General features: G+C 75.1%; 18 protein-coding genes. 4 read left to right on the top strand and 14 right to left on the bottom strand.

Going from position 1 to position 20837, the window contains the following annotated elements:
• Nucleotides 1-136 precede the first annotated feature (136 nt).
• Nucleotides 137-2929, top strand: a complete 2793-nt coding sequence (locus IF27_RS25355; RefSeq protein WP_052852102.1) for an SCO5717 family growth-regulating ATPase — start codon at nucleotides 137-139, stop codon at nucleotides 2927-2929.
• A gap of 39 nt (nucleotides 2930-2968) precedes the next feature.
• Here IF27_RS25355 and IF27_RS25350 read toward each other — a convergent pair whose 3' ends face one another.
• The 9 genes from IF27_RS25350 to rimP all read right to left on the bottom strand — a co-directional run bounded on the left by IF27_RS25350 (nucleotide 2969) and on the right by rimP (nucleotide 13297).
• The gene (locus IF27_RS25350; RefSeq protein WP_052852101.1) at nucleotides 2969-3913 is read right to left on the bottom strand and encodes a bifunctional riboflavin kinase/FAD synthetase; all 945 of its coding nucleotides are present in this window, start codon (nucleotides 3911-3913) and stop codon (nucleotides 2969-2971) included.
• 92 nt (nucleotides 3914-4005) lie between these two features.
• Entirely contained in the window at nucleotides 4006-6105 is a 2100-nt protein-coding gene (locus IF27_RS25345; RefSeq protein ID WP_052852100.1) for a hypothetical protein, read from the bottom strand.
• A gap of 123 nt (nucleotides 6106-6228) precedes the next feature.
• A complete protein-coding gene (gene truB, locus IF27_RS25340) occupies nucleotides 6229-7143 on the bottom strand; it encodes a tRNA pseudouridine(55) synthase TruB (protein ID WP_052852099.1) in 915 nt (304 codons plus the stop codon).
• A 7-nt stretch (nucleotides 7144-7150) separates the two neighbouring features.
• Entirely contained in the window at nucleotides 7151-7603 is a 453-nt protein-coding gene (rbfA, locus tag IF27_RS25335; protein WP_052852098.1) for a 30S ribosome-binding factor RbfA, read from the bottom strand.
• 15 nt (nucleotides 7604-7618) lie between these two features.
• Nucleotides 7619-7915, bottom strand: a complete 297-nt coding sequence (locus tag IF27_RS25330; protein WP_052852097.1) for a DUF503 domain-containing protein — start codon at nucleotides 7913-7915, stop codon at nucleotides 7619-7621.
• A gap of 79 nt (nucleotides 7916-7994) precedes the next feature.
• A complete protein-coding gene (gene infB, locus IF27_RS25325; RefSeq protein WP_052852096.1) occupies nucleotides 7995-11081 on the bottom strand; it encodes a translation initiation factor IF-2 in 3087 nt (1028 codons plus the stop codon).
• A 158-nt stretch (nucleotides 11082-11239) separates the two neighbouring features.
• Nucleotides 11240-11542 carry a YlxR family protein gene (locus IF27_RS30555; protein ID WP_110946233.1) on the bottom strand — a complete coding sequence of 101 codons (303 nt, stop codon included), beginning with the start codon at nucleotides 11540-11542 and terminating at the stop codon, nucleotides 11240-11242.
• A gap of 181 nt (nucleotides 11543-11723) precedes the next feature.
• On the bottom strand, nucleotides 11724-12785 hold the full coding sequence (gene nusA / locus IF27_RS25320; RefSeq protein WP_052852095.1) for a transcription termination factor NusA: 1062 nt from the start codon (nucleotides 12783-12785) through the stop codon (nucleotides 11724-11726).
• Between the two features lie 2 nt (nucleotides 12786-12787).
• Nucleotides 12788-13297: a ribosome maturation factor RimP gene (rimP, locus tag IF27_RS25315; RefSeq protein WP_052852094.1), complete on the bottom strand. Its 510-nt coding sequence runs from the start codon at nucleotides 13295-13297 to the stop codon at nucleotides 12788-12790.
• Between the two features lie 275 nt (nucleotides 13298-13572).
• On the opposite strand from rimP, the gene IF27_RS25310 reads away from it, so the two are divergent.
• From IF27_RS25310 to IF27_RS25300, 3 genes are read left to right on the top strand one after another with little or no spacing between them, the layout of a single operon-like run.
• Entirely contained in the window at nucleotides 13573-14016 is a 444-nt protein-coding gene (locus IF27_RS25310) for a hypothetical protein (RefSeq protein WP_052852093.1), read from the top strand.
• Nucleotides 14013-14495 (top strand): ferritin-like domain-containing protein, encoded by a 483-nt coding sequence (locus IF27_RS25305; protein WP_052852092.1) that lies wholly within the window; start codon nucleotides 14013-14015, stop codon nucleotides 14493-14495. The genes IF27_RS25310 and IF27_RS25305 overlap by 4 nt, the downstream gene beginning before the upstream one ends.
• Nucleotides 14496-14497: 2 nt before the next feature.
• Entirely contained in the window at nucleotides 14498-15391 is an 894-nt protein-coding gene (locus IF27_RS25300; protein WP_052852091.1) for an aminoglycoside phosphotransferase family protein, read from the top strand.
• 21 nt (nucleotides 15392-15412) lie between these two features.
• On the opposite strand, the gene IF27_RS25295 is transcribed toward IF27_RS25300, so the two are convergent.
• From IF27_RS25295 to dxr, 5 genes are all read right to left on the bottom strand, one after another.
• Nucleotides 15413-15979 carry a GNAT family N-acetyltransferase gene (locus IF27_RS25295; RefSeq protein ID WP_052852090.1) on the bottom strand — a complete coding sequence of 189 codons (567 nt, stop codon included), beginning with the start codon at nucleotides 15977-15979 and terminating at the stop codon, nucleotides 15413-15415.
• A gap of 82 nt (nucleotides 15980-16061) precedes the next feature.
• Nucleotides 16062-16910: a GNAT family N-acetyltransferase gene (locus tag IF27_RS25290; protein WP_052852089.1), complete on the bottom strand. Its 849-nt coding sequence runs from the start codon at nucleotides 16908-16910 to the stop codon at nucleotides 16062-16064.
• A gap of 102 nt (nucleotides 16911-17012) precedes the next feature.
• Complete coding sequence (ispG, locus tag IF27_RS25285) at nucleotides 17013-18167, bottom strand: flavodoxin-dependent (E)-4-hydroxy-3-methylbut-2-enyl-diphosphate synthase (RefSeq protein WP_052852088.1); 1155 nt, start codon at nucleotides 18165-18167, stop codon at nucleotides 17013-17015.
• Between the two features lie 59 nt (nucleotides 18168-18226).
• Nucleotides 18227-19531, bottom strand: a complete 1305-nt coding sequence (locus IF27_RS25280) for a M50 family metallopeptidase (RefSeq protein WP_052852087.1) — start codon at nucleotides 19529-19531, stop codon at nucleotides 18227-18229.
• The gene (gene dxr, locus IF27_RS25275) at nucleotides 19528-20790 is read right to left on the bottom strand and encodes a 1-deoxy-D-xylulose-5-phosphate reductoisomerase (RefSeq protein WP_052852086.1); all 1263 of its coding nucleotides are present in this window, start codon (nucleotides 20788-20790) and stop codon (nucleotides 19528-19530) included. The genes IF27_RS25280 and dxr overlap by 4 nt, the downstream gene beginning before the upstream one ends.
• Nucleotides 20791-20837: the final 47 nt, after the last annotated feature.

The raw sequence follows: 20837 nt of genomic DNA, 5'->3' as shown, positions 1-20837 counted from the left end.
ACAACACGGCAGTGGTGCTGTGCGCAGTGCCCTGACCCGTGCCGCGGGAACCGTTCCGGGGCTCCGGTCCGTCAACCAGGCAGCGGAACCCGCGAGGGGCGGATCAGGGAGCAATACCAGGAGCGGGAGGCACGTCGTGAACAGCGATCGGGACAAGGTTCGCCCCGCGGAGGAGTCCTCCGCCGACGAACGGCCCGATGACGATCTCCTTGAGGAGGAGTCGGAGACCACCGGGCAGTTCACCATCGACTACACCCCGCCCGCCTGGTACTCCGGCGGCGCGGCGAGCACGCCCGCCGGGGGCGGGGAGCAGGGTCCGCCCAGGGGTGCGCCGCCTTCGGTGCCGCAGCAGGCGGCTCCGGCCGGATTCCCCCCGCCGCCCGCCCCGGTGCCAGGACCGCCGTCGGTGCCGTCGCCCGCGGTCGGTGACGACGAGGAGTCCGACGGCAGGACGATGAAGTTCTCCCCGTCCTCCGTGCGGAAGGCGGCGGCCGAGGCGCAGCGGCAGCAGCAGGAGCACGACGAACAGGCCGCTCAGCAGCCGGAACCGCCGCCGGTGTCGGCGCCCCCGGCCCCTGCCTGGCCCGCACCGCCGCCCCCTCCCGTACGGCCCGAGGCGGAGAGCACGCCGCCGCCCGCCGACGTCACGGAGCCGGAACCGGAACCGGAGCGCGCGCCCGAGGAGCCGCCGCACGCGGAGCCCGCACGGGCCGACGCCGGGGCGGCCCCCGACGTCACGCCGGAGCAGCCGCCCGCGGCCGTCGCGCCGTCGCTTCCGCCTGTCCCGCCCGCGCCGCCCGCGGAGCGCCCCGCCGGACTCCCGCCGCTGCCACCGGACTTCCGGATCGATCCGCCGTCGGCGGAGACTCCGTCCGCCCCGCCGCCACCGGCGGGACCGCAGCCTGAGCCCTCCTCGCCAGCGCCGCCGTTCGGCGGGGCGGGCGGCGGGCCCATCGCCTCGGAGCACACGGCGATCTTCACGCCGCCGAAGCGTCCGGCGTCGCCCGAGGCGCCCAGCGTGGAGGTCGAGTTCACCAAGTCGGGGACCGAGGCCGCGCTGGAGTTCGAGGAGGACGCCGAGCCGGAGCCGACGGCCGACCCCCGTCTCGCGGCGCCTCCGGGACCGCCTTCGCTGCCCGGCGCCCACGCGCAGAACGCGCCGGGTCCCTTCCCGGCGCCCGGCCCGGCGCCGGAACGTCCGGCCGCCCCGCAGTGGCCGCAGCCGACGCCCCATCAGGCGCACGGCGCGGCGCCGCAGTGGCCCCAGCCGTCCCCGGCGGAGGCGTCTCCCCCGCCGACGGCCGGGCCGCCCGGCCTGCCGTCGTACGCGCGGCCCGTCCAGGGCTCGCCACACGCCCCTGCCCCGCAGAACCAGCAGCCGCCCGCGCTGCCCCAGTGGCCTGAGCCCCCGGCGGCCCAGCAGGCAGCGCCGGGAGGGTGGCCGCCCTCCGGCACACCGGCCCACGGCGGCCCGGTACTTCATCCCGGCGTGCCCCAGCCAGGCCCCGTCCAGCAGCAACAGCCCTCACTGCCCGCGCCGTACGAGCAGCAGCAGCCGGCGGCACCGCCCCCCGGCCCGCAATTCCCGCAGCCGCCCGCGCCGCAGTACCCGCAGGCGCCGCAGCACGCGCTGCCGCCGGGCCCGGCGCAGCAACAGCAGCCCGGCCCCGGGGTCCCCGCGGCCCGCCCGCAGGACCCCCGCGAGAACGGCTGGCCCGACCCCTCGAACCAGCCGGTGCCGATGCAGCCGGGGGCGCTGGGCTACACGGCGTCCGTCGAGCTGTCGTCCGACCGTCTGCTCAACGACCGGCGGCGCAAGCAGCGGTCCCAGGCCGCCAGCAAGCCGACCTCCCGCTTCCGCATCGGCGGCAAGGCGGCCGAGGAGGAGCGCCAGCGGAAGCTGAACGCGATCCGCACGCCCGTCCTGTCCTGCTACCGGATCGCGGTCATCAGCCTGAAGGGCGGCGTGGGCAAGACGACCACGACCACCGCCCTCGGCTCGACGCTGGCCAGCGAGCGGCAGGACAAGGTCATCGCGATCGACGCCAACCCGGACGCGGGCACGCTCGGCCGCCGCGTCCGCCGTGAGACCGGGGCGACGATCCGCGACCTGGTGGGCGCGATCCCCTACCTGCACAGCTACATGGACATCCGCAGGTTCACGTCGCAGGCGCCGTCCGGCCTGGAGATCCTGGCCAACGACGTGGACCCGGCGATCTCCACGGCGTTCAGCGACGAGGACTACCGGCGCGTCATCGAGGTGCTGGGCAAGCAGTATCCGATCATCCTCACGGACTCGGGTACCGGCCTGCTGTACAGCGCCATGCGCGGCGTCCTGGACCTCGCGCACCAGCTGATCATCGTCTCGACGCCCTCGGTGGACGGCGCGAGCAGCGCGAGCACCACGCTCGACTGGCTCGCCGCCCACGGGTACGGGGAGTTGGTGCGGCGCAGCATCACCGTCATCTCGGGGGTGCGCGAGACCGGCAGGATGGTCAAGGTCGAGGACATCGTCGGGCACTTCAAGACGCGCTGCCGCGGTGTCGTCGTCGCGCCGTTCGACGAGCACCTCGCCGCGGGCGCCGAGGTGGACCTCGACCTGATGCGGCCGAAAACCCGGCAGGCGTACTTCGACCTCGCCGCGCTGATCGCGGAGGACTTCTCCCGCATGCAGCAGGAGCAGGGCCTGTGGACCCCGGACGGCGGGATGCCGCCGCAGGTGGCGCCGCCGCTGCCGGGCCAGGGTCAGGGTCCTGGCCAGCCCCCGCAGGGGTACGGCTATCCGGCGCCCGCCGCCCACCCGGGACAGCAGCAGCCGCAGCAGCCGCAGTACGGGTATCCGCCGCAGGTCCAGCCGCCGCCCCCCGCGGGGCCGGGTCAGGGGTTCCCGCAGCAGCCGGGCGGGTGGGGGCGCCCGCCGCAGGGCTGAGCGGTCCGGCCGGTGGCGGTCGGCCGGACCCCGGTCCGGTCAGCCGCCGCTGGTCAGCTCGCGGACGCGCCGCAGGTCGTCCGCCATCTTCTCCAGCAGCGCGTCGAGCGAGTCGAACGACTCCTGGCCGCGCACGAACTCGGTGAAGTCCACGGCGACCGTCATCCCGTACAGGTCGAGGTCCGTGCGGCCGAGCGCGTGCGCCTCGACGGTGCGCTGCGTGCCGTGGAAGTGCGGGTTGGTGCCGACCGAGACGGCGGCGGCCATCCGCTCCCCCGCCGCGAGGAGCCAGCCCGCGTAGACGCCGTCCGCCGGGATCGCCGTGTGGGGCACGGTGTCGAGGTTCGCCGTGGGGATGCCCAGTTCACGCCCGCGCCGCGCCCCGTGCACGACGACGCCCTCGACGCGGTGCGGACGCCCGAGCACCTCGGCGGCGCCCGCCACGTCCCCCTCGGCGACGAGCCGCCGTGCCAGCGACGACGAGAACGCCTCGCCATGGCCCGCGGCGCCGCGCTCGTAGAGATCCACCACGACGACCTCGAAGCCGTACGTCCCGCCCAGTTCCGCGAGCGTGGCGACCGTCCCCGCCGCCCGGTGGCCGAAGCGGAAGTTCGGGCCTTCCACGACGGCGCGCGCGTGGAGCCGCTCGACGAGCACCTTCACGACGAAGTCGGCGGGCGCCAGCTGCGAGAACTCCTCGGTGAACGGCAGCACCAGCACCGCGTCCACGCCGAGCGCCGCCATCAGTTCGGCGCGGCGCGGATGGGGCGCGAGCAGCGGCGGGTGGCTGCCCGGCCTGGTGACCTCCTTGGGGTGGGGGTCGAAGGTCACCACCACGGCGGGCACGCCGAGTTCCCTGGCACGGGCCACCGCCCGTCCGATGATCAGCTGATGCCCCCGGTGAACACCGTCGTACGAACCGATGGTGACGACGCTACGTCCCCAGTCCCCGGGGATGTCCGTCACGTCACGCCAGCGCTGCACCGTTCTCGCTCCTCGCCCGAACCCTCGCCACCGTCACCGGTGGACCTGCGGGTCCAAGGTACCCGGCACCCGGCACCGCGAGGACGGCCGCCTCACCCGGCCCGGCCGCAGAACGCCCGCGGGAGCGCCTCCGCCACGCCGCGCGGGCCGGTGCGCGGACCGGTCAGCGGGCCCGTCCACGGGTCGGCGGCCAGCTCGGTCAGCAGCTCGTCCGCGCGCGGGTGCGCCGCCCCGGCCAGGGCCGCCGCCAGCTCGGCGGGGGCCAGGCCGCGATGGGCGTACAGCAGCGCCTGGGCTGCGGTGGCGACGGTCAGCTCCCCCGGCGCGGGGCCGCTGCCACAGCGCAACGGCCGCTCGTCCCCGAACCACCGGCAGACCGCCGCCACGCCCGCCTCCGGCGCGGCGGCCAGCAGCGCGGCGGCGGCCGACAGGTACCGCTCGCCCCCGGTGCCGGGCCCGTCGGCGGGCAGCAGCCGCCGCAGAAGGTCGAAGGTCTCCTCGTCCGGCAGCCGCAGGCCGCGCCAGAACGCGGGGCCGAACGGCCCGGTCGGCAGCGTGCGCCCGCCGATCCGGTCGGCCAGCCAGCGCAGTTCGGCCAGCAACCCGGCCGCCTCCGGCAGCCCGAGGGGGACGGCGTGCAGCAGGTGCCTGGCCCACCAGCCGGTGTCGCCCGGCGCGTCCAGGGCCTCGGCGAGGGGCCGCAGGCGGCGGCGCAGGGCGTCGGCCCCGGCCCGGCGCGCCAGGTGCAGCATCGCCTGGACGACGGTCCCCGCGCGGTCCCGCGCCACGGCGCCCCGCGCCGCCGCCGCGAGCGTGGCGTCCAGGTCGAGGTGCGGCGCGTGCAGCCAGTCGGCGAACTCCCCGTCCACGAACCGGTATCCCGCGCCCTCGGGCCGCATCACCCCCTCGCCGAGCACCGCGCCGCCGCAGCCGTCCGACGCGGGGAACAGCGCCTCGAAGGCCCGCCGCCCCAGCGCGCCCGTCCCGACGGAACGCCGCGCCGCCTCCCGCAGCCGCTCCGTCACCTCCCCGGCGGACGCCCCGCAGCCCGGCGCCCGGACGATCCGCCGCACCACGCCGTCGAGCCGGTGCGCCGACGCGACGTCCGCGCGCAACGCCGGTGAGCAGACCAGCACCAGCCGCACGTCCGCCGTCCGCAGCCACGCGCAGGACGCGGCCACCCAGCCGGGCAGCCGCGCTGCCGGGACGTCGCCCGGCGCGTCCAGGACGACCAGCAGCGGGCGCCCGTCGTCCCGCGCGGTCCTGGCGGCGACGTCCGGATCGACGCCCGGCAGCACGCGCGCCAAGGCGTCCCGCAGGCTACGGTCGCCGGCGCGCAGGTCCGCGGCCCGCAGCCACACGGTCGGGGCGCCGCCCGCCTGCCGCCGCACGGCGTACGCGGCCACCGCGCGCGCCCGGCCGTCCCCCGGCAGCGCCGCGAGGGGCAGCACCTGCGCGCGGGCCGCCTCGAACTCCGCCAGCTCGCCGCCGACCCCGCCGTCCGGGCCGCCGTCGCCCGGCGCCCCGGTGAGCGTCGCGGCGGTGAGCGCCCGCAGACCTGCCGGGTTGAGGTCGGCGCCGAACCCTGGCACCGCCCGGCCGTTGCGCCGCAACAGGTCGGCCAGCGGCCCGCCACGCTCCGCCGCCGCGCGCAGCGGGACGGCGAGCCCCGCCGTGCGTCCGGCGCGGTGCAGGGCCGTCCCCAGCACGGCAACCACGGCGCCCGTGGCGCTGTCGATGACGGGGCTGCCGCTGTGCGCCGCGTTCAGCCGCAGGGCCGCGAGCCGTCCGGACGGGAGCGGCAGCGCGGCCGTCGCGGCGACGCGGTGGAGCCGGTCGGTGGCGGTGTACGTGGCGGGGCCGCCCGCCAGCAGCACGGAGTCGGTCCACGCGTCGAGCCGGACGCGGACGGCGCTGCCCGGCGGGCGTTCGCCGCCGATGAGACGCGGCTCGGCGTCGATGCCCGGCGCGTCGATCAGGGCGAGGTCCCACTCCGGCAGCGGGGTGACGGCGTCGGCGCGTACGTGCCGCGCGCCGCCGCCCGGCGTGTGCAGCAGGAGCCTGGCGAGGCCGTCAACGGCCTCGTGCGTCGTGACGACGGTGCCGGCGGCCGGGTCGGCGAGGAAGCCCTGCCCCCGCGTCCGCCCCGCCAGGTCGCGGACGCACAAGGGAAAGGCCCCGTCCACCGCCATCTGCCGAACCTCCCGTGCCGCTCGGCGCCGCCCGCACGGCGGCGCGGGAGCACTCTGCCCCGCTCGGGGAGGTTCTGCACCGATATGCCGCCGTTCGGGTGAACGGCGGCGGGGACGGGGCGGTCAGACGAACACGGCGAGGCTGCGGGTCGTCTCCTCGTGCGCCTCGACGAGGGCGATGAACCGCTCCTCGGGGCCGAAGACCGCCACGGGCCCCGGTGGCAGGCCCGGCGCGTCGAGGCGGGCGCCGTTGCCGAGGAGGCGGGCCGCCCGCTCGTCCACGTCCCAGCGCGGGAACGCGGCGGCGGCTGCCTCGCCGAGCGGCAGCACGGCGAGTTCGGCGCGCAGCGCGTCGAGGGTGTGGGCGGCCTCCAGCGCGTACGGCCCGACGCGGGTGCGGCGCAGCGCGGTGAGGTGGCCGCCCGTCCCGAGGGCCGCGCCCAGGTCGCGGGCGAGGGAGCGGATGTAGGTGCCCGACGAGCAGACGACCGTGACGTCGAGGTCGGTGACGGGGGTGCCGTCGTCGGCCGTGCGCTCGGCGGTGGCCGTGACGGTGAACGTGGAGACCGTCACCGGCCTGGCCGGGATCTCGACGTCCTCGCCGTCCCGTACGCGGCGGTAGGAGCGCTTGCCGTCGATCTTGATCGCGCTCACCTTCGCCGGGACCTGCATGAGGTCGCCGGTCAGGGCGGCGACGGCGGCGGCGACCGCCGCCGGGTCGAGGCCCGCCGCGCCCGTGGCGCCGGTGACCTCGCCCTCGGCGTCGTCGGTCACCGTCGTCTGGCCGAGGCGGACGGTGCCCCGGTACTCCTTCTCGGTCAGCGCGAGATGTCCGAGCAGCCGGGTGGCGCGCCCGAGGCCGAGGACGAGGACGCCCGTCGCCATGGGGTCGAGCGTGCCCGCGTGGCCGACGCGGCGCGTGCGCGCGATACCGCGCAGCACGGCCACGACGTCGTGCGACGTGAAACCGGCGGGCTTGTCCACGACGACGAGCCCGTCGGCGGCGCCTGCCGCGCGGGTGCTGGTGGTGCGGCTCATGGGACGGTCAGTCTTCCTTCTCGTCCGTGGCGTCCTTCTCGTCCTTGCTGACGTACGGGTCGGCCCCGGCCGCGTAGTCGGCGCCCGCCGACGCACGGCGTACCTCCTCGTCACGCTCCCGCGCGCGGTCGAAGAGGTCGTCGAGGTTGCGCGCGTTCTCCGGCAGGGCGTCGGGGACGAACTCCAGGCTCGGCGTGTGCTTCACGCCCGCCGCCGCGCCCACGGCGGAGCGCAGGATGCCGCGCGCGCTGTTCAGGCCCGCGGCGACCTCGGCACGGTCGGCGTCGTCGCCGTAGACCGTGTAGAACACGGTGGCCTCGCGCAGGTCGCCGGTGATCCTGGTGTCGGTGATGGTCACCCGGCTGCCCAGGCGCGGGTCCTTCACGTCCCGTTGCAGCTTCTGCGCGACCACCTCACGGATGAGGTCCGCCAGCCTCTTGGCCCGGGGGTTGTCGGCCACTGGTCTGTCTCCTTGCTATTCGTCCTCGTCGCCGTGGAGCCGCCGCCGTACCGACAGCAGTTCCACCTCGGGCCGGGCCGCCATCCACCGCTCGCACTCGTCGAGCACGCCGGTGAGGTGGCCCGCGTCGCCCGACACCGCCGCCAGCCCGATGGTCGCGCGGCGGTGCAGGTCCTGGTCGCCGACCTCGGCCACGCTCACCGTGTACTTCCGGCGCAGTTCGGCCACGATCGGCCGGACCACGGAGCGTTTCTGTTTCAGCGATCTGACGTCGCCGAGCAGCAGGTCGAACGACAGCGTCCCGGTATACATATGGTGATCGTAATGGCCAGGGCCGGGGCCCATCGACGGAGTTTCACAGCTCCGGCGACGGGCCCCGGCCCGGGTGGGGTCAGGCGCGGGGCTTCTCCCGCATCTCGTAGGTGGCGATGACGTCGTCGATCTTGATGTCGTTGAAGTTGCCGAGGTTGATACCGCCCTCGAACCCTTCGCGGATCTCGGTGACGTCGTCCTTGAAGCGGCGCAGACCCTCGATGTTGAGGTTCTCCGCGACGACCTTGCCGTCACGGACCACGCGCGCCTTGGTGTTCCGCCTGACCTCGCCGGAGCGGATGAGGACACCCGCGATGTTGCCCAGCTTGGAGGAGCGGAAGACCTCGCGGATCTCCGCCGTGCCCAGCTCGACCTCTTCGAACTCCGGCTTGAGCAGACCCTTCAGGGCCGCCTCGACCTCTTCGATCGCCTGGTAGATGACCGAGTAGTACCGGACGTCCACCCCTTCGCGCTCGGCCGCCTGCGTGGCACGCCCCTCGGCGCGCACGTTGAAGCCGAGGACGATGGCGTCGGAGCCCGCCGCGAGGTCGATGTCGGTCTCGGTGACCGCGCCGACGCCGCGGTGCAGCACCCGCAGGTCCACGCCCTCGCCGACGTCGAGCTGGAGCAGCGAGGACTCCAGGGCCTCGACCGAACCGGACGCGTCGCCCTTGAGGATGAGGTTGAGCTGCTGGATCTCGCCCGCCTTGAGCACCTTGTCCAGGTCCTCCAGGGAGACCCTGCGGGTGCGCTTGGCGAACGCGGCGTTCCGCTCACGGGCGGCACGCTTCTCGGCGATCTGCCGGGCGGTCCTGTCCTCGCTGACGACGAGGAAGTTGTCGCCCGCGCCCGGGACGTTGGTCAGACCCTGCACCAGGACCGGCGTGGAAGGCCCGGCCTCGGTGAGGTTGCGCCCGGTGTCGTCGAGCATGGCGCGCACGCGGCCGTGGGCGTCGCCCACCACCATCGTGTCGCCGACCCGCAGCGTGCCGCGCTGGACCAGCACCGTCGCCACGGCGCCACGGCCGCGGTCGAGGTGGGCCTCGATCGCGATGCCCTGCGCGTCCTGCTCCGGGTTGGCCCGCAGGTCGAGGGTCGCGTCCGCGGTCAGGATGACCGCTTCGAGCAGGCCCTCGATGTTGGTGCCCTGACGTGCGGAGATGTCCACGAACATCGTGTCACCGCCGTACTCCTCGGCCACGAGACCGAACTCGGTCAGCTGGCCGCGCACCTTCGTCGGGTCGGCGCCCTCGACGTCGATCTTGTTCACCGCGACGACGATCGGCACGTCGGCGGCCTTGGCGTGGTTCAGCGCCTCGACCGTCTGCGGCATCACGCCGTCGTTGGCCGCGACCACCAGGATCGCGATGTCGGTGGACTTCGCACCACGGGCACGCATGGCGGTGAACGCCTCGTGGCCCGGGGTGTCGATGAAGGTGATCCGCCGGTCGTCGCCGTTGACCTCGGTGGAGACCTGGTAGGCACCGATGTGCTGGGTGATGCCGCCGGCCTCGCCCTCGATGACGTTCGTCTTGCGGATCGCGTCGAGCAGGCGGGTCTTGCCGTGATCGACGTGGCCCATGACGGTGACGACCGGGGGCCGGGAGGTCAGGGCCTCCTCGCCGCCCTCGTTCTCGCCGAACTCGATGTCGAAGGACTCCAGCAGCTCGCGGTCCTCCTCCTCCGGGCTGACGATCTGCACCGTGTAGTTCATCTCGTCGCCGAGCAGGTGCAGCGTCTCGTCGGAGACCGACTGGGTCGCGGTGACCATCTCGCCGAGGTTGAACATGACCTGCACGAGCGACGCCGGGTTGGCGTTGATCTTCTCGGCGAAGTCGGTCAGCGACGCGCCACGGGAGAGACGGATCGCCTCGCCCTTGCCGCGCGGCAGCATGACGCCGCCGATGGACGGGGCCTGCATGGCCTCGTACTCCTGACGGCGCTGCCGCTTCGACTTGCGCCCACGGCGCGCGGGACCGCCGGGACGGCCGAAGGCGCCCTGCGTGCCACCACGGCCACCGGGGCCGCCGGGACGGCCGCCGAAGCCGGGACGGCCACCGCCGCCACCGAAGCCGCCGCCACCGCCGCCGGGACGGGTGCCCGTACCGGCGCCGCCACCGGCGCCACGGCCGGCGAACCCGCCGCCACCGCCACCGCCGCCGAAGCCGGGACGGCCACCGCCGCCACCGCCGCCACCGCGGCCGGCGAACCCGCCGCCGCCCGCGCCGCCACCGGGACGGGGACCGCCCGCCGGACGGCCACCGGGGCCGCCGGGACGACCGCCGGCCGAGGGCCGCTGCGGCATCATGCCGGGGTTCGGACGGTTACCGGGCGGGCCGGGACGCGGGCCGCCGGGCCCGGACTGCGGACGCGGCATGTTGCCTGGCGTCGCGCGGTTGCCGCCGGGAGCCTGCGGACGCGGGCCGGGCCGGTCCTGGCCGCCGCCGGGACGCGGGGCGCCGGGGGCACCCTGGCCGCCGGGACGCGCCGCGGGACCGGGGCGCGCCTGCGGACGGGCCATGCCCGTGGAACCGCTGGTCGTGAAGGGGTTGTTGCCGGGACGCGGGCCCGCGGGCCTGCCACCTGGCTTGGGACCGCCCGGCTTGGCCGGGGCGGTCTTGCCCGCACCGGCGGACGGCGCGCCGCCACCGGGACGCGGGGCGGCCGGACGCGAGCCCGGCTTCGGGCCCTGCTGGCCGCCGGGGCGCGGCGTCGTCTGGCGGGCCGCCGCCGTGTCACCCGCGGGGGGCGCGGGCGGGGCGGGCGGGGCCGTGAACTCGGGCGCGGCCGGTGCCGGCTTCGCCGCGGGCCGCGGGGCGGCCGGGGCGGGCGCGGGGCCTGGCGTCGGGCGCGGACCGCCCGGCTTCGGACCGGCCGCGGGGGCACCACCGGGCGCGGGCGCACCGGGACGCGGGGCGCCGGGACGGGGCCCTGCCGCACCGGGCTTCGGCGCGCCGGGCCGCGGGGCGGGCGCACCGGGACGCGCGGGCCTACGGCCTGAACCGTTCCCCGCACTCAATGCATCAGTCAGTTTTCGGACAACCGGCGCCTCGATCGTCGAGGACGCCGAACGGACGAATTCACCAAGTTCTTGGAGCTTGGCCATGACGACCTTGCTCTCCACCCCAAGCTCCTTGGCGAGCTCGTATACCCGGACCTTAGCCACTTCGCTCCTTCTACGGTCCGGGGTCGGTCGTCCGCCGGACCTTCGCTACTTCACGGGCGTACTCATCGCGTACTCATCGAGTGCTCATCGCAATCTCGACCTACTTCCCACTCGCGAGGTACCTGCCGCGCGGCCGTTCCGCGCGACGTTTCTGTGCTTTACCGTGCCTGCGCCGGTGGCGCACCGGGCGCGTCCCCACCGACCGCCTGCCGCAGCTCGCCGGTGCCGAGCGGCCCCTGGGTCCTGAAGGCCCGGGGGAACGCGCGACGGCGGACCGCCAGTTCGAGACAGGTCGGTGTGGGATGCAGGTATGCGCCCCGACCGGGCAGCGTACCGCGAAGATCGGGGACACAGTGTTCCCCGACCACCACCACACGCAGCAGACCGTTCCTGGCTGAGCGCTGTCGGCATCCGACACAGGTACGTTCCGGGCAGGCGCGCGCATGCGTCCGGCCAGACACTGAGAATTCTACCTCCCCGTACGCACGGCGCCGAAAGGGGTCACCGTACCGGTGGTCGTGACAACGGACGGGCGCGCCGCCCGCATTCCCGCCGCGCCGTGTGCCCGGCCGCCCCCGGGCGCGCCGGAGGGGCCCCGTCACGTGTCCGGGGCCCGTCGGCGGGTTCCTGCGGGGCGCCGGTCTAGGCCGCCCCGGCCCTGCCGGGCTGCTCGGTCCTGCCGGGGCGCTCGGAGCGACCCGGCTCCTCAGGGCGGCCCGGCTGCTCCGTGTCGGGCCTGATGTCGATACGCCAGCCGGTCAGGCGGGCGGCGAGGCGGGCGTTCTGGCCCTCCTTGCCGATCGCGAGCGACAGCTGGTAGTCGGGCACGGTCACCCGCGCCGACCTGGCGGCGGCGTCCACCACCTCCACCCGGGTGACCCGGGCGGGCGACAGGGCGTTCGCGACCATCTCGGCCGGGTCGTCCGACCAGTCCACGATGTCGATCTTCTCGCCGTGCAGCTCGGCCATGACGCTGCGCACCCGGCCGCCCATCGGCCCGATGCACGCGCCCTTCGCGTTCAGCCCCTGCCGCAGCGAGCGCACCGCGATCTTGCTGCGGTGCCCGGCCTCGCGGGCGATCGCGGCGATCTCGACGCTGCCGTCCGCGATCTCGGGGACCTCCAGCTCGAACAGCTTGCGCACGAGGTTCGGGTGGGTGCGCGAGAGCGTCACGGAGGGACCGCGCGCGCCCTTCACGACGCGCACCACGTACGACCGCAGCCGCGCGCCGTGCGGGTACTCCTCACCCGGAACCTGCTCCTGCGGCGGCAGGATCGCCTCCAGGCGGCCGATGTCCACCAGCACGCTCTTGGGGTCGCGGCCCTGCTGGACGATCCCGGCGACGACGTCGCCCTCGCGCCCGGCGTACTCGCCGAAGGTCACGTCCTCCTCGGCGTCCCGCAGCCGCTGGAGGATGACCTGCTTGGCGGTGGTCGCGGCGATCCGGCCGAAGTCGGTCGGCGTGTCGTCGAACTCACGCGGCTCCGCACCGTCGGCAGCCCCGTCGAGGTCGGTCTCGTCCTCGACGGCCCAGACCGTCACATGGCCCGTCGCCCGGTCGAGGACCACGCGGGCCCTGCGGTGGCTGCCCTCGGTGCGGTGGTACGCGATCAGGAGGGCCGATTCGATCGCCTCCACCAGCAGGTCCAGGGAGATCTCCTTCTCCCGGACGAGCAAACGCAGGGCACTCATGTCGATGTCCACGGCTACGCCTCCTTGCTGCTCTCGTCGTCGCCTGCCGGCTTACGGCTGAACTCGACCTGGACCCGCGCCCGCGCGATCCCGTCGAAGTCGATCCGGCGGGCCGTGGGCTTGCGTCCCTTCTCCCCCGGGACCTGGAGATCCACTCCCGATTCGTCCACGGCGACGACGCGCGCGGTCAGCTCCGCGCCCTCGCGGGGCGTGATCAGGACGAGACGGCCGGTCGCCCGGCGGAAGTGGCGGGGCTCGGTCAGGGTGCGCTCGGCGCCGGGCGAGGTCACTTCGAGTTCGTAGGGGGCCTCCCCCATGGCGTCCGTCTCGTCCAGCTTCTCGGAGACGTCGCGGCTCAGCTCGGCGCACGCGTCGAGCTGCACGCCCTCGTCCGTGTCCACGACCACCTGGAGCAGCCGACGGCGGCCCGCCGGGGTGATGCGCACGTCCTCCAGGTCCATGCCGCGCGCGGCGGCCAGGGGTTCCAGGAGTGCCCGCAGCCTCTCGATCTGGGTCGTGCTCATCCGGGTGACTCCTCGGCCGCGTGTGCTGTTGTCGGACGGTGCGTGTCGGGCGCGCCCGGCCCACACCCTATCGCCTGCCGCAGACACCGCCGACCGCCGATGGGCCCGCCCCCGGGCACGCCCGGGGTCCGGGGTGGCGCGGGAACGGGACGGGCCCCCGGGTACGCTCACCGTGCGGTGATCTTGTCGTTCTCTCACAACGGGAAGTGCGGGAAGCCATGTCCTCTGGCATGTCCTCTGGTCTGCCCAGACGCTCTCTCCTGACCGGCGGCATCGTGACCGGTCTCACCGTCGCCACGGCCGGCTGCACCGGCGGGGACGGCGGCGCGGCCGGTGGCGGCGCCGGTCCCGCGACGACCCGGGGGCTGCGCCGCCGGGCCGCCAGGGACAGCAGCGGACTGCTCGCCCACTACGACGCCACCGCCGCCGCCCACCCGGCGCTCGACGCCACGCTCACGCCGCTGCGCGCGGTCGTCGCGGCCCACGTCACGGCGCTCGGCGCGGACGACCCGGCCGCGGGCGGTGTGGCCGACGGCACACCCGAGGTCCCGGCGGACGCCGCCGCGGCCCTGTCGGCCCTCGCCGACGCGGAACGCGCGCTGGCCAGGAGCCGCACCCGCGCCCTGCCCGACCTCCCCCCTGACCTCGCCCGGCTGCTCGCCTCGCTCGCGGCGTCCGGCACGGTCCAGGCCCATCTGCTGAACGAGGCCCGCGTATGACCCGCTCCCCAGCCCGCCGCACCGCGCACCGCGCCGAGGACGGCACGCCGTCCGCGCTCGACGCGACCCAGGCCGCGCTCGCCGCGGAACACGCGGCGGTCTACGGCTACGGCGTCGTCGGCGGCCGGATCGGCGACGACCGCGGCCAGGAGGTGTCCGAGGCGTTCACCGCCCACCGCGCCCGCCGCGACACGCTGCACCGCACCGTGCGCGACCTGGGCGGCACGCCGGTCGCGTCGGCCGCCGCGTACGCGCTGCCCTTCGAGGTGACGGACGAGGCGGGCGCCGTACGGCTCGCCGGGGAGTTGGAGACGCGGCTCGCGGCGGCGTACGCCGACCTCGTCGAGGCGGGTCCCGCCGAGGAGCGGGGTGACGCCGCGTCGGCCCTGAGCGAGGCGGCGGTCAGGGCGGCGCGCTGGAGCGGGGCGCCGGTGCCGTTCCCCGGCCTGCCCGAGTACGCGGCCGACGGGAGCCGCTGAGCATGGAGCTGGCACCCCCGGAACATCTGGCCAGGCACCAGCGGGCGGCGGGCGCCGACGCCTGGCTGGCCGCGCTGCCCGAGCTGACGGGTGGCATAGCGCGCCGCTGGGAGCTGACCCCGGAACGCGTCGTGGCGCCCGGCGGGCGGACGAGCATGGCGGTCCTCGTACGGACGGCCGACGGCGCGCCCGCCGTGCTGAAGCTGGCGGCGCCCGGGAGCCGGGCGGCGGTCGAGGAGGCCGCGCTGCGGCGCTGGGACGGTCTGGGCGCCGTGCGCGTGCTGCGGTCCGACACCGGGGCGGGCGTACTGCTGCTGGAACGGCTGCGCCCCGGCACGTCGCTGCGATCCCTGGCCGACGCGAAGGCGTCCCTTGAGGCCGTCTCCGTGCTGCGCAGGCTGTGGGTGCCGCCGGGCGAGGGGCATCCGTTCCCCTCGGTCGCGGAGCGGACGGCGGGGCAGGCGGAGCTGATGGCCGCGGCGCTCCCGCCGGAGACCGCCCCGCTGGTGGGCGAGGCGCTCGCCGCGCGCGAGGCACTGCTCGCGGACGGAGGGGAACCGCTGCTGCTGCACGGCGACTTCAGGCAGGGCGCCGTGCTCGCCTCGGACGACGCGCGGGCGCACTGGCTCGCGGTCGGCCCTGAACCGGTGGTCGGCGAACCCGCCTACGACCTGGCGCGGCTGACGCGCGACCGGCTGCACGACCTGGTGGCCTCGGCGGGCGCCGCGTCGGCGACGCGGCGCCGCGTCACGCGGCTGGCGAACTCGGTGGACCTCGATCCCGACCGGCTGCGCGGCTGGTCGCTCTTCCGGGCCGTCGCCTCGGCGGCGCGGGCGTACCGGGCGGGGCAGCGCGACGAGGGCGAGACGCTGCTGGAGTTCGCCGTCTGGCTGTGACCGCCGGGTGCGGGGCGGGGATCAGCCGCGCAGCGGCAGGGGGGCGCCCATGACGGCGTACGGGGTCGGGGCGGAGGGGAACATGACGCGGCGGGCGAGGTCCTGGTAGCCGAGCTTGCGGTACAGCCCGCGGGCCGGGCTCTCCGTGTCGATGGCGGAGAGGATGGAGCGGGGCTGGTCGGCGGCGCCGGTGAGGCCGGTGATGAGCTGGCGGCCTATGCCGCGCTGCTGGTGGTCGGGGTGCACGTGCAGCTCGGTGACCGTGAAGGAGTCGTCGAGCCAGGACTCGTTCCCGCCGCGGCGCAGGTAGGGCTCCACGACGGTGGACCACCACTGCGCGCGGTCGTTGGGCATGCCGTAGACGAAGCCGACCAGCCTGCCGTCGGCGTCGGTGGCGCCGAGGGCGCGCGCGCCCGGCGCGGCGGCGTGGCGCAGGACGATGTGGCGGCGGACGGCGACCTCTTCCCTGCTCAGTCCGAACGCCTCTGCCTGGACGGCCAGCGCCTCGTCCACGGCCCCGGCCAGGTCGAGCGGTGCGATGCGGAAGCGCTGGTCGCCGGGGGCGGCGCCACCGGGGGATGGTGTCATGCCGGGAGGCTAACGCGCGGGCGGGCGGAAGTCCCGTGCCGGTACGGCCCGACACGGGTGCGGGCGGGGGTGTGCGCGGCGGTCAGAACAGGACGCTCATCAGCGTGCCGGTCTCGGTGAAGCCGAGGCGGCGGTAGACCGTGAGGGCGGCGGCGTTGAAGTCGTTGACGTAGAGGCTGACGACGGGCGCGGTCCCGGCGAGCGCGGCGGCGAGGACGGTGGCGAGCCCGGCGGTGGCCAGCCCCTCGCCGCGCCGGTCGGGCGCCGTCCACACGCCCTGGAGCTGGCAGGTCTGCGGGGTGACGGCGCCGATCTCGGCCTTGAACAGGACGCGGCCGTCCTCGATCCTGGCGAAGCAGCGGCCGGTGCCGACGGTCTCGGCGACGCGTGCCTGGTAGGTGAGGCCGCCGTCCTCGGCGTCCAGCGGAGAGACGCCGACCTCCTCGGTGAACATGGCGACGGCGGCGGGCAGCACGATGTCCATCTCCTCCTTGCGCACGCGCCGGACCGCCGGGTCCGGCGTGACGCCGGGGGGCATGCGGTCGGTGGCCATCAGGGGCTGGCGGCGGCGCAGGGTGCGCGCGGGGCCCCAGTACGGTTCGAGGTGGGACCACAGCCGGGCGGTCGGGGCGTGGGGGCCGACGATGGAGGAGCAGCGGCGGCCCTGCCGCAGGGCGCGGTCGGCGAAGGCGCGGACCGCGGCGGGGCCCGCGGCGATGGGCACCAGGTTGGCGCCCGCGTAGCACAGGGACCTGAGCCGGCCCCGCCGGTACCAGCCCCACATCTCGCCGCCCAGCCATGCCGGTTCGAGTCCTGAGTCGAGCACGCGGGCGGTGACGAACGCGTTGGCGACCGGGTCCTGGTTCAGCACGGCGAGGGCGGCGCTGAGGTCGTCGGGGCCCAGGACCCGGGTCGCGGAGGTGGTGAGCACGGATCGGTGCCTTGGCGGTCGGGTGCCCGGGGGCACGGACGGGAGGCGGTGCGGGTGCGGGTCAGCGTACCGGGGCCGCGCGGCCGTGCCGTGCCGGGTGCGTCAGCTGACGGAGACCTCGGGCTCCCCCGAGGCGACGCCGTCGTCCTTCATGGTGGCGGCGATCTTGAGCGCCTCCTCGATGAGGGTCTCGACGATCTTCGACTCGGGGACGGTGCGGACGACCTCGCCCTTGACGAAGATCTGGCCCTTGCCGTTGCCCGAGGCGACGCCGAGGTCGGCCTCGCGGGCCTCGCCAGGCCCGTTGACGACGCAGCCCATGACGGCGACGCGCAGCGGGACGTCCAGGCCGTCGAGCCCGGCGGTGACCTGCTCGGCGAGGGTGTAGACGTCCACCTGGGCGCGTCCGCAGGAGGGGCAGGAGACGATCTCCAGGCCGCGTTCGCGCAGGCCGAGGGATTCGAGGATCTGCGTGCCGACCTTGACCTCCTCCACCGGCGGGGCGGAGAGGGAGACGCGGATGGTGTCGCCGATGCCCTCGCTGAGCAGGGCGCCGAAGGCGACGGCCGACTTGATGGTGCCCTGGAAGGCGGGGCCCGCCTCGGTGACGCCGAGGTGCAGCGGGTAGTCGCAGGCGGCGGCGAGCTGCCGGTAGGCGTTCACCATGACGACCGGGTCGTTGTGCTTGACCGAGATCTTGATGTCGCGGAAGCCGTGCTCCTCGAACAGCGAGCACTCCCACAGCGCCGACTCGACGAGCGCCTCGGGCGTCGCCCGGCCGTACTTGGCCAGCAGGCGCCGGTCGAGGGAGCCCGCGTTCACGCCGATGCGGATGGGCGTGGCCGTCTCGGACGCCGCCTTCGCGATCTCCTTGACCCGGTCGTCGAACTGCTTGATGTTGCCCGGGTTGACGCGGACGGCGGCGCAGCCCGCGTCGATGGCGGCGAAGACGTACTTCGGCTGGAAGTGGATGTCGGCGATGACCGGGATCTGCGACTTCCGCGCGATGACGGCGAGCGCGTCGGCGTCGTCCTGCGTCGGGACGGCGACCCGGACGATCTGGCAGCCGGAGGCCGTCAGCTCGGCGATCTGTTGCAGCGTGGCGCCGATGTCGGACGTTCTGGTCGTCGTCATGGACTGCACGGAGACGGGTGCGTCACCGCCCACGGCGACCGTGCCCACCTGGATTCTGCGGCTCACACGGCGCTCGGCCAGTTTGAGCGGTACGGACGGCATTCCCAGCGAGATGGCTGTCATGGACGTGTGCAACCCCACGGTGCGACGGGCGGTTTCCAGCACTCAGAGCCTACGGCACCTCAGCCGGTCAGACTGACCGGACTGACGATGTCGGCCGCGAGGACCAGAAGAGTGAAACAGACGAAGACTCCTGCGACGACGTAGGCGACCGGCATGAGCTTCGCGACGTCGAACGGGCCGGGGTCGGGACGGTTCCGCGCGCGCGCGATCCTGCGGCGTGCGGACTCCCACAGGGCGCCGGCGATGTGGCCGCCGTCGAGCGGGAGGAGCGGGAGCATGTTGAAGAGGAAGAGCGAGAGGTTGAAGCCCGCGACCAGGAAGAGCGCCGTGGCGATCTGCTGGCTGGCCGGGATGTCGAGGGTGAAGATCTCGCCGCCGACGCGGGCGGCGCCGACGACGCCCATCGGGGAGTCGGGCTCCCGCTCGCCGTTGCCGAGGGCGGCGTCCCACAGTCCCGGGACCTCGGAGGGGATGTTGACCAGGGCCTGGACGCCGTTGGCCATGATGTCGCCCATGCGTCCGGCGGACTCGGTGAAGCTCTGCCGCTCGATGCCGCTGGCCGGGGAGAAGCCGAGGAATCCGGCGCTGACGTACTCGTCCTCGACGTAGCCGCCGTCGCCGTCGGTCTTCGCGACCTGGTTCTCGATGAGGTCGGCGCGCAGGTCGAGGGTGCGGTCGCCGCGCTCGACGGTGAGGGTGGCGGGGCCGACGGTGTCGCGGATGCGCTCCTGGAGCGTGCTCCACTCGGTGACGGGCTCGCCGTCGAACGCGACGATGCGGTCGCCGGGGCGCAGCCCCGCGGCGGCGGCGGGCGCGGGCTGGTCGGAGGCGCGGCAGTCGCGGGCGCCCTCGTCCTGCGGCACGACGCACTCGGAGACGCTGGCGACGGTGGTCGTCTGCTCGTTCACGCCGAAGGCCATCAGGACGCCGAGGAAGATCACGACGGCCAGGATCAGGTTCTGGAACGGGCCCGCGAACATGACGATGACGCGCTGCCAGGGCTTGCGCGTGTAGAAGAGCCGCTTCTCGTCGCCCGGCTGGAGCTCCTCGAAGGCGGCGGCCCTGGCGTCCTCGATCATGCCGCGGAACGGCGAGGTGGAGCGCTTGCGGACGGCGCCGTCCTCGCCCGGCGGGAACATCCCGATCATCCGGATGTAGCCGCCCAGCGGGATGGCCTTGACGCCGTACTCGGTCTCCTTGCGCTTGCGCGACCAGACGGTCGGCCCGAAGCCGACCATGAACTGCGGCACGCGGACGCCGAACATACGGGCGGTGGAGAAGTGCCCGAACTCGTGCCAGGCGATGGAGAAGAGCAGCCCGAGGACGAAGATGAGTATGCCGAGGATGAACATCAGCGCCGTCATGCGGTCATCTCCTGGTTCGCCGTGCCGGCCAGCTCACGGGCCCGTCGCCGGGCCCAGGTCTCCGCTTCGAGGACGTCCGGGAGGGTGAGGGAGGTTCCGGCGGGGACGCCGTCGCTCTCCTCGACCACCGCCGCGACGGTGTCCACGATCCCGGTGAACGGCAGCAGACCGGCGAGGAAGGCATCGACGCACTCCTCGTTGGCCGCGTTGTACACCGCGGGCGCGGTACCGCCGAGGCTACCGACATGCCGGGCGAGCGGCACAGAGGGGAAGGCGTCGGTGTCCAGGGGGAGGAATTCCCACGTGTGGGCGCGCGTCCAGTCCACGGGGGGCGCGGCGCCCGGCACGCGGTCGGGCCAGCCGAGGCCGAGGGCGATGGGCAGCCGCATGTCGGGCGGCCCTGCCTGCGCGAGCGTGGAGCCGTCGGTGAACTGCACCATCGAGTGGACGTACGACTGCGGGTGGACGACGACCTCGATGCGGTCGAAGGGGATGCCGTAGAGCAGGTGGGCCTCGATGACTTCGAGCCCCTTGTTGACGAGGGTCGCCGAGTTGACGGTGATCACCGGGCCCATCGCCCAGGTGGGGTGCGCGAGGGCCTCTGCCGGGGTGACGGACGCCAGCTCGGCGCGCCCGCGTCCGCGGAAGGGGCCGCCGCTGGCCGTCACCACCAGCTTGTCCACCTCGCCGCGCGTGCCGCCGAGCAGTGCCTGGAAGAGCGCGGAGTGCTCGGAGTCCACGGGCACGATCTGCCCCGGCTTGGCCAGCGCGGTGACCAGCGGGCCGCCGACGATGAGCGATTCCTTGTTGGCGAGGGCCAGCACGTGCCCCGCCTCCAGGGCGGCGAGCGTGGGGGCGAGGCCGATGGAGCCGGTGATGCCGTTGAGCACGGTGTGGCAGGGGCGGGCGGCCAGCTCGGCGGCGGCGCCCGGGCCCGCGAGGATCTCGGGCAGCGGCTCGCCGTCGCCGTGGAGCGCGCGCAGGGCCTCGCGCAGCGGGGCGGCCAGCTCGGCGCGGGCGACGGCGACCGTGCGGACCCGGAGGCGGTGCGCCTGCTCGGCGAGGAGGGCGAGGCGTCCGCCCGCCGCCGAGAGTCCGGTGACCGTGAAGCGGCCGGGGTGGCGCGTGACGACATCGACCGCCTGTGTCCCGATCGAACCGGTCGATCCGAGGATCACGACCTCGCGGGGGCCCTCGGTCGGCGGTGCGCCCGAGGGGCGCAGATGGGGGTCGGCGAGACAGACGGGGCTCTCGGTCATCCCCCCATTGTCACCGCTCGGCGGGGCGCCGGGGACCGGCGGGTGGG

The sequence above is a fragment of the Streptomyces avicenniae genome (assembly GCF_000719135.1).
GTDB lineage: Bacteria > Actinomycetota > Actinomycetes > Streptomycetales > Streptomycetaceae > Streptomyces > Streptomyces avicenniae.
The sequence above is the reverse complement of the archived record's forward strand: the minus strand, read 5'-3'. Positions and strand labels throughout refer to the sequence as shown.

What these genes read in the sequence shown, in the direction of transcription:
- IF27_RS25305 (WP_052852092.1), top strand. Translation starts at nt 14,013, where the DNA reads ATGACCCGCTCCCCAGCCCGCCGCACCGCGCACCGCGCCGAGGACGGC.
- IF27_RS25300 (WP_052852091.1), top strand. Translation starts at nt 14,498, where the DNA reads ATGGAGCTGGCACCCCCGGAACATCTGGCCAGGCACCAGCGGGCGGCG.
- IF27_RS25295 (WP_052852090.1), bottom strand. Translation starts at nt 15,979, where the DNA reads ATGACACCATCCCCCGGTGGCGCCGCCCCCGGCGACCAGCGCTTCCGC.
- IF27_RS25280 (WP_052852087.1), bottom strand. Translation starts at nt 19,531, where the DNA reads ATGACGGCGCTGATGTTCATCCTCGGCATACTCATCTTCGTCCTCGGG.
- IF27_RS25345 (WP_052852100.1), bottom strand. Translation starts at nt 6,105, where the DNA reads ATGGCGGTGGACGGGGCCTTTCCCTTGTGCGTCCGCGACCTGGCGGGG.
- truB (WP_052852099.1), bottom strand. Translation starts at nt 7,143, where the DNA reads ATGAGCCGCACCACCAGCACCCGCGCGGCAGGCGCCGCCGACGGGCTC.
- dxr (WP_052852086.1), bottom strand. Translation starts at nt 20,790, where the DNA reads ATGACCGAGAGCCCCGTCTGTCTCGCCGACCCCCATCTGCGCCCCTCG.
- ispG (WP_052852088.1), bottom strand. Translation starts at nt 18,167, where the DNA reads ATGACAGCCATCTCGCTGGGAATGCCGTCCGTACCGCTCAAACTGGCC.
- IF27_RS25330 (WP_052852097.1), bottom strand. Translation starts at nt 7,915, where the DNA reads ATGTATACCGGGACGCTGTCGTTCGACCTGCTGCTCGGCGACGTCAGA.
- rimP (WP_052852094.1), bottom strand. Translation starts at nt 13,297, where the DNA reads ATGAGCACGACCCAGATCGAGAGGCTGCGGGCACTCCTGGAACCCCTG.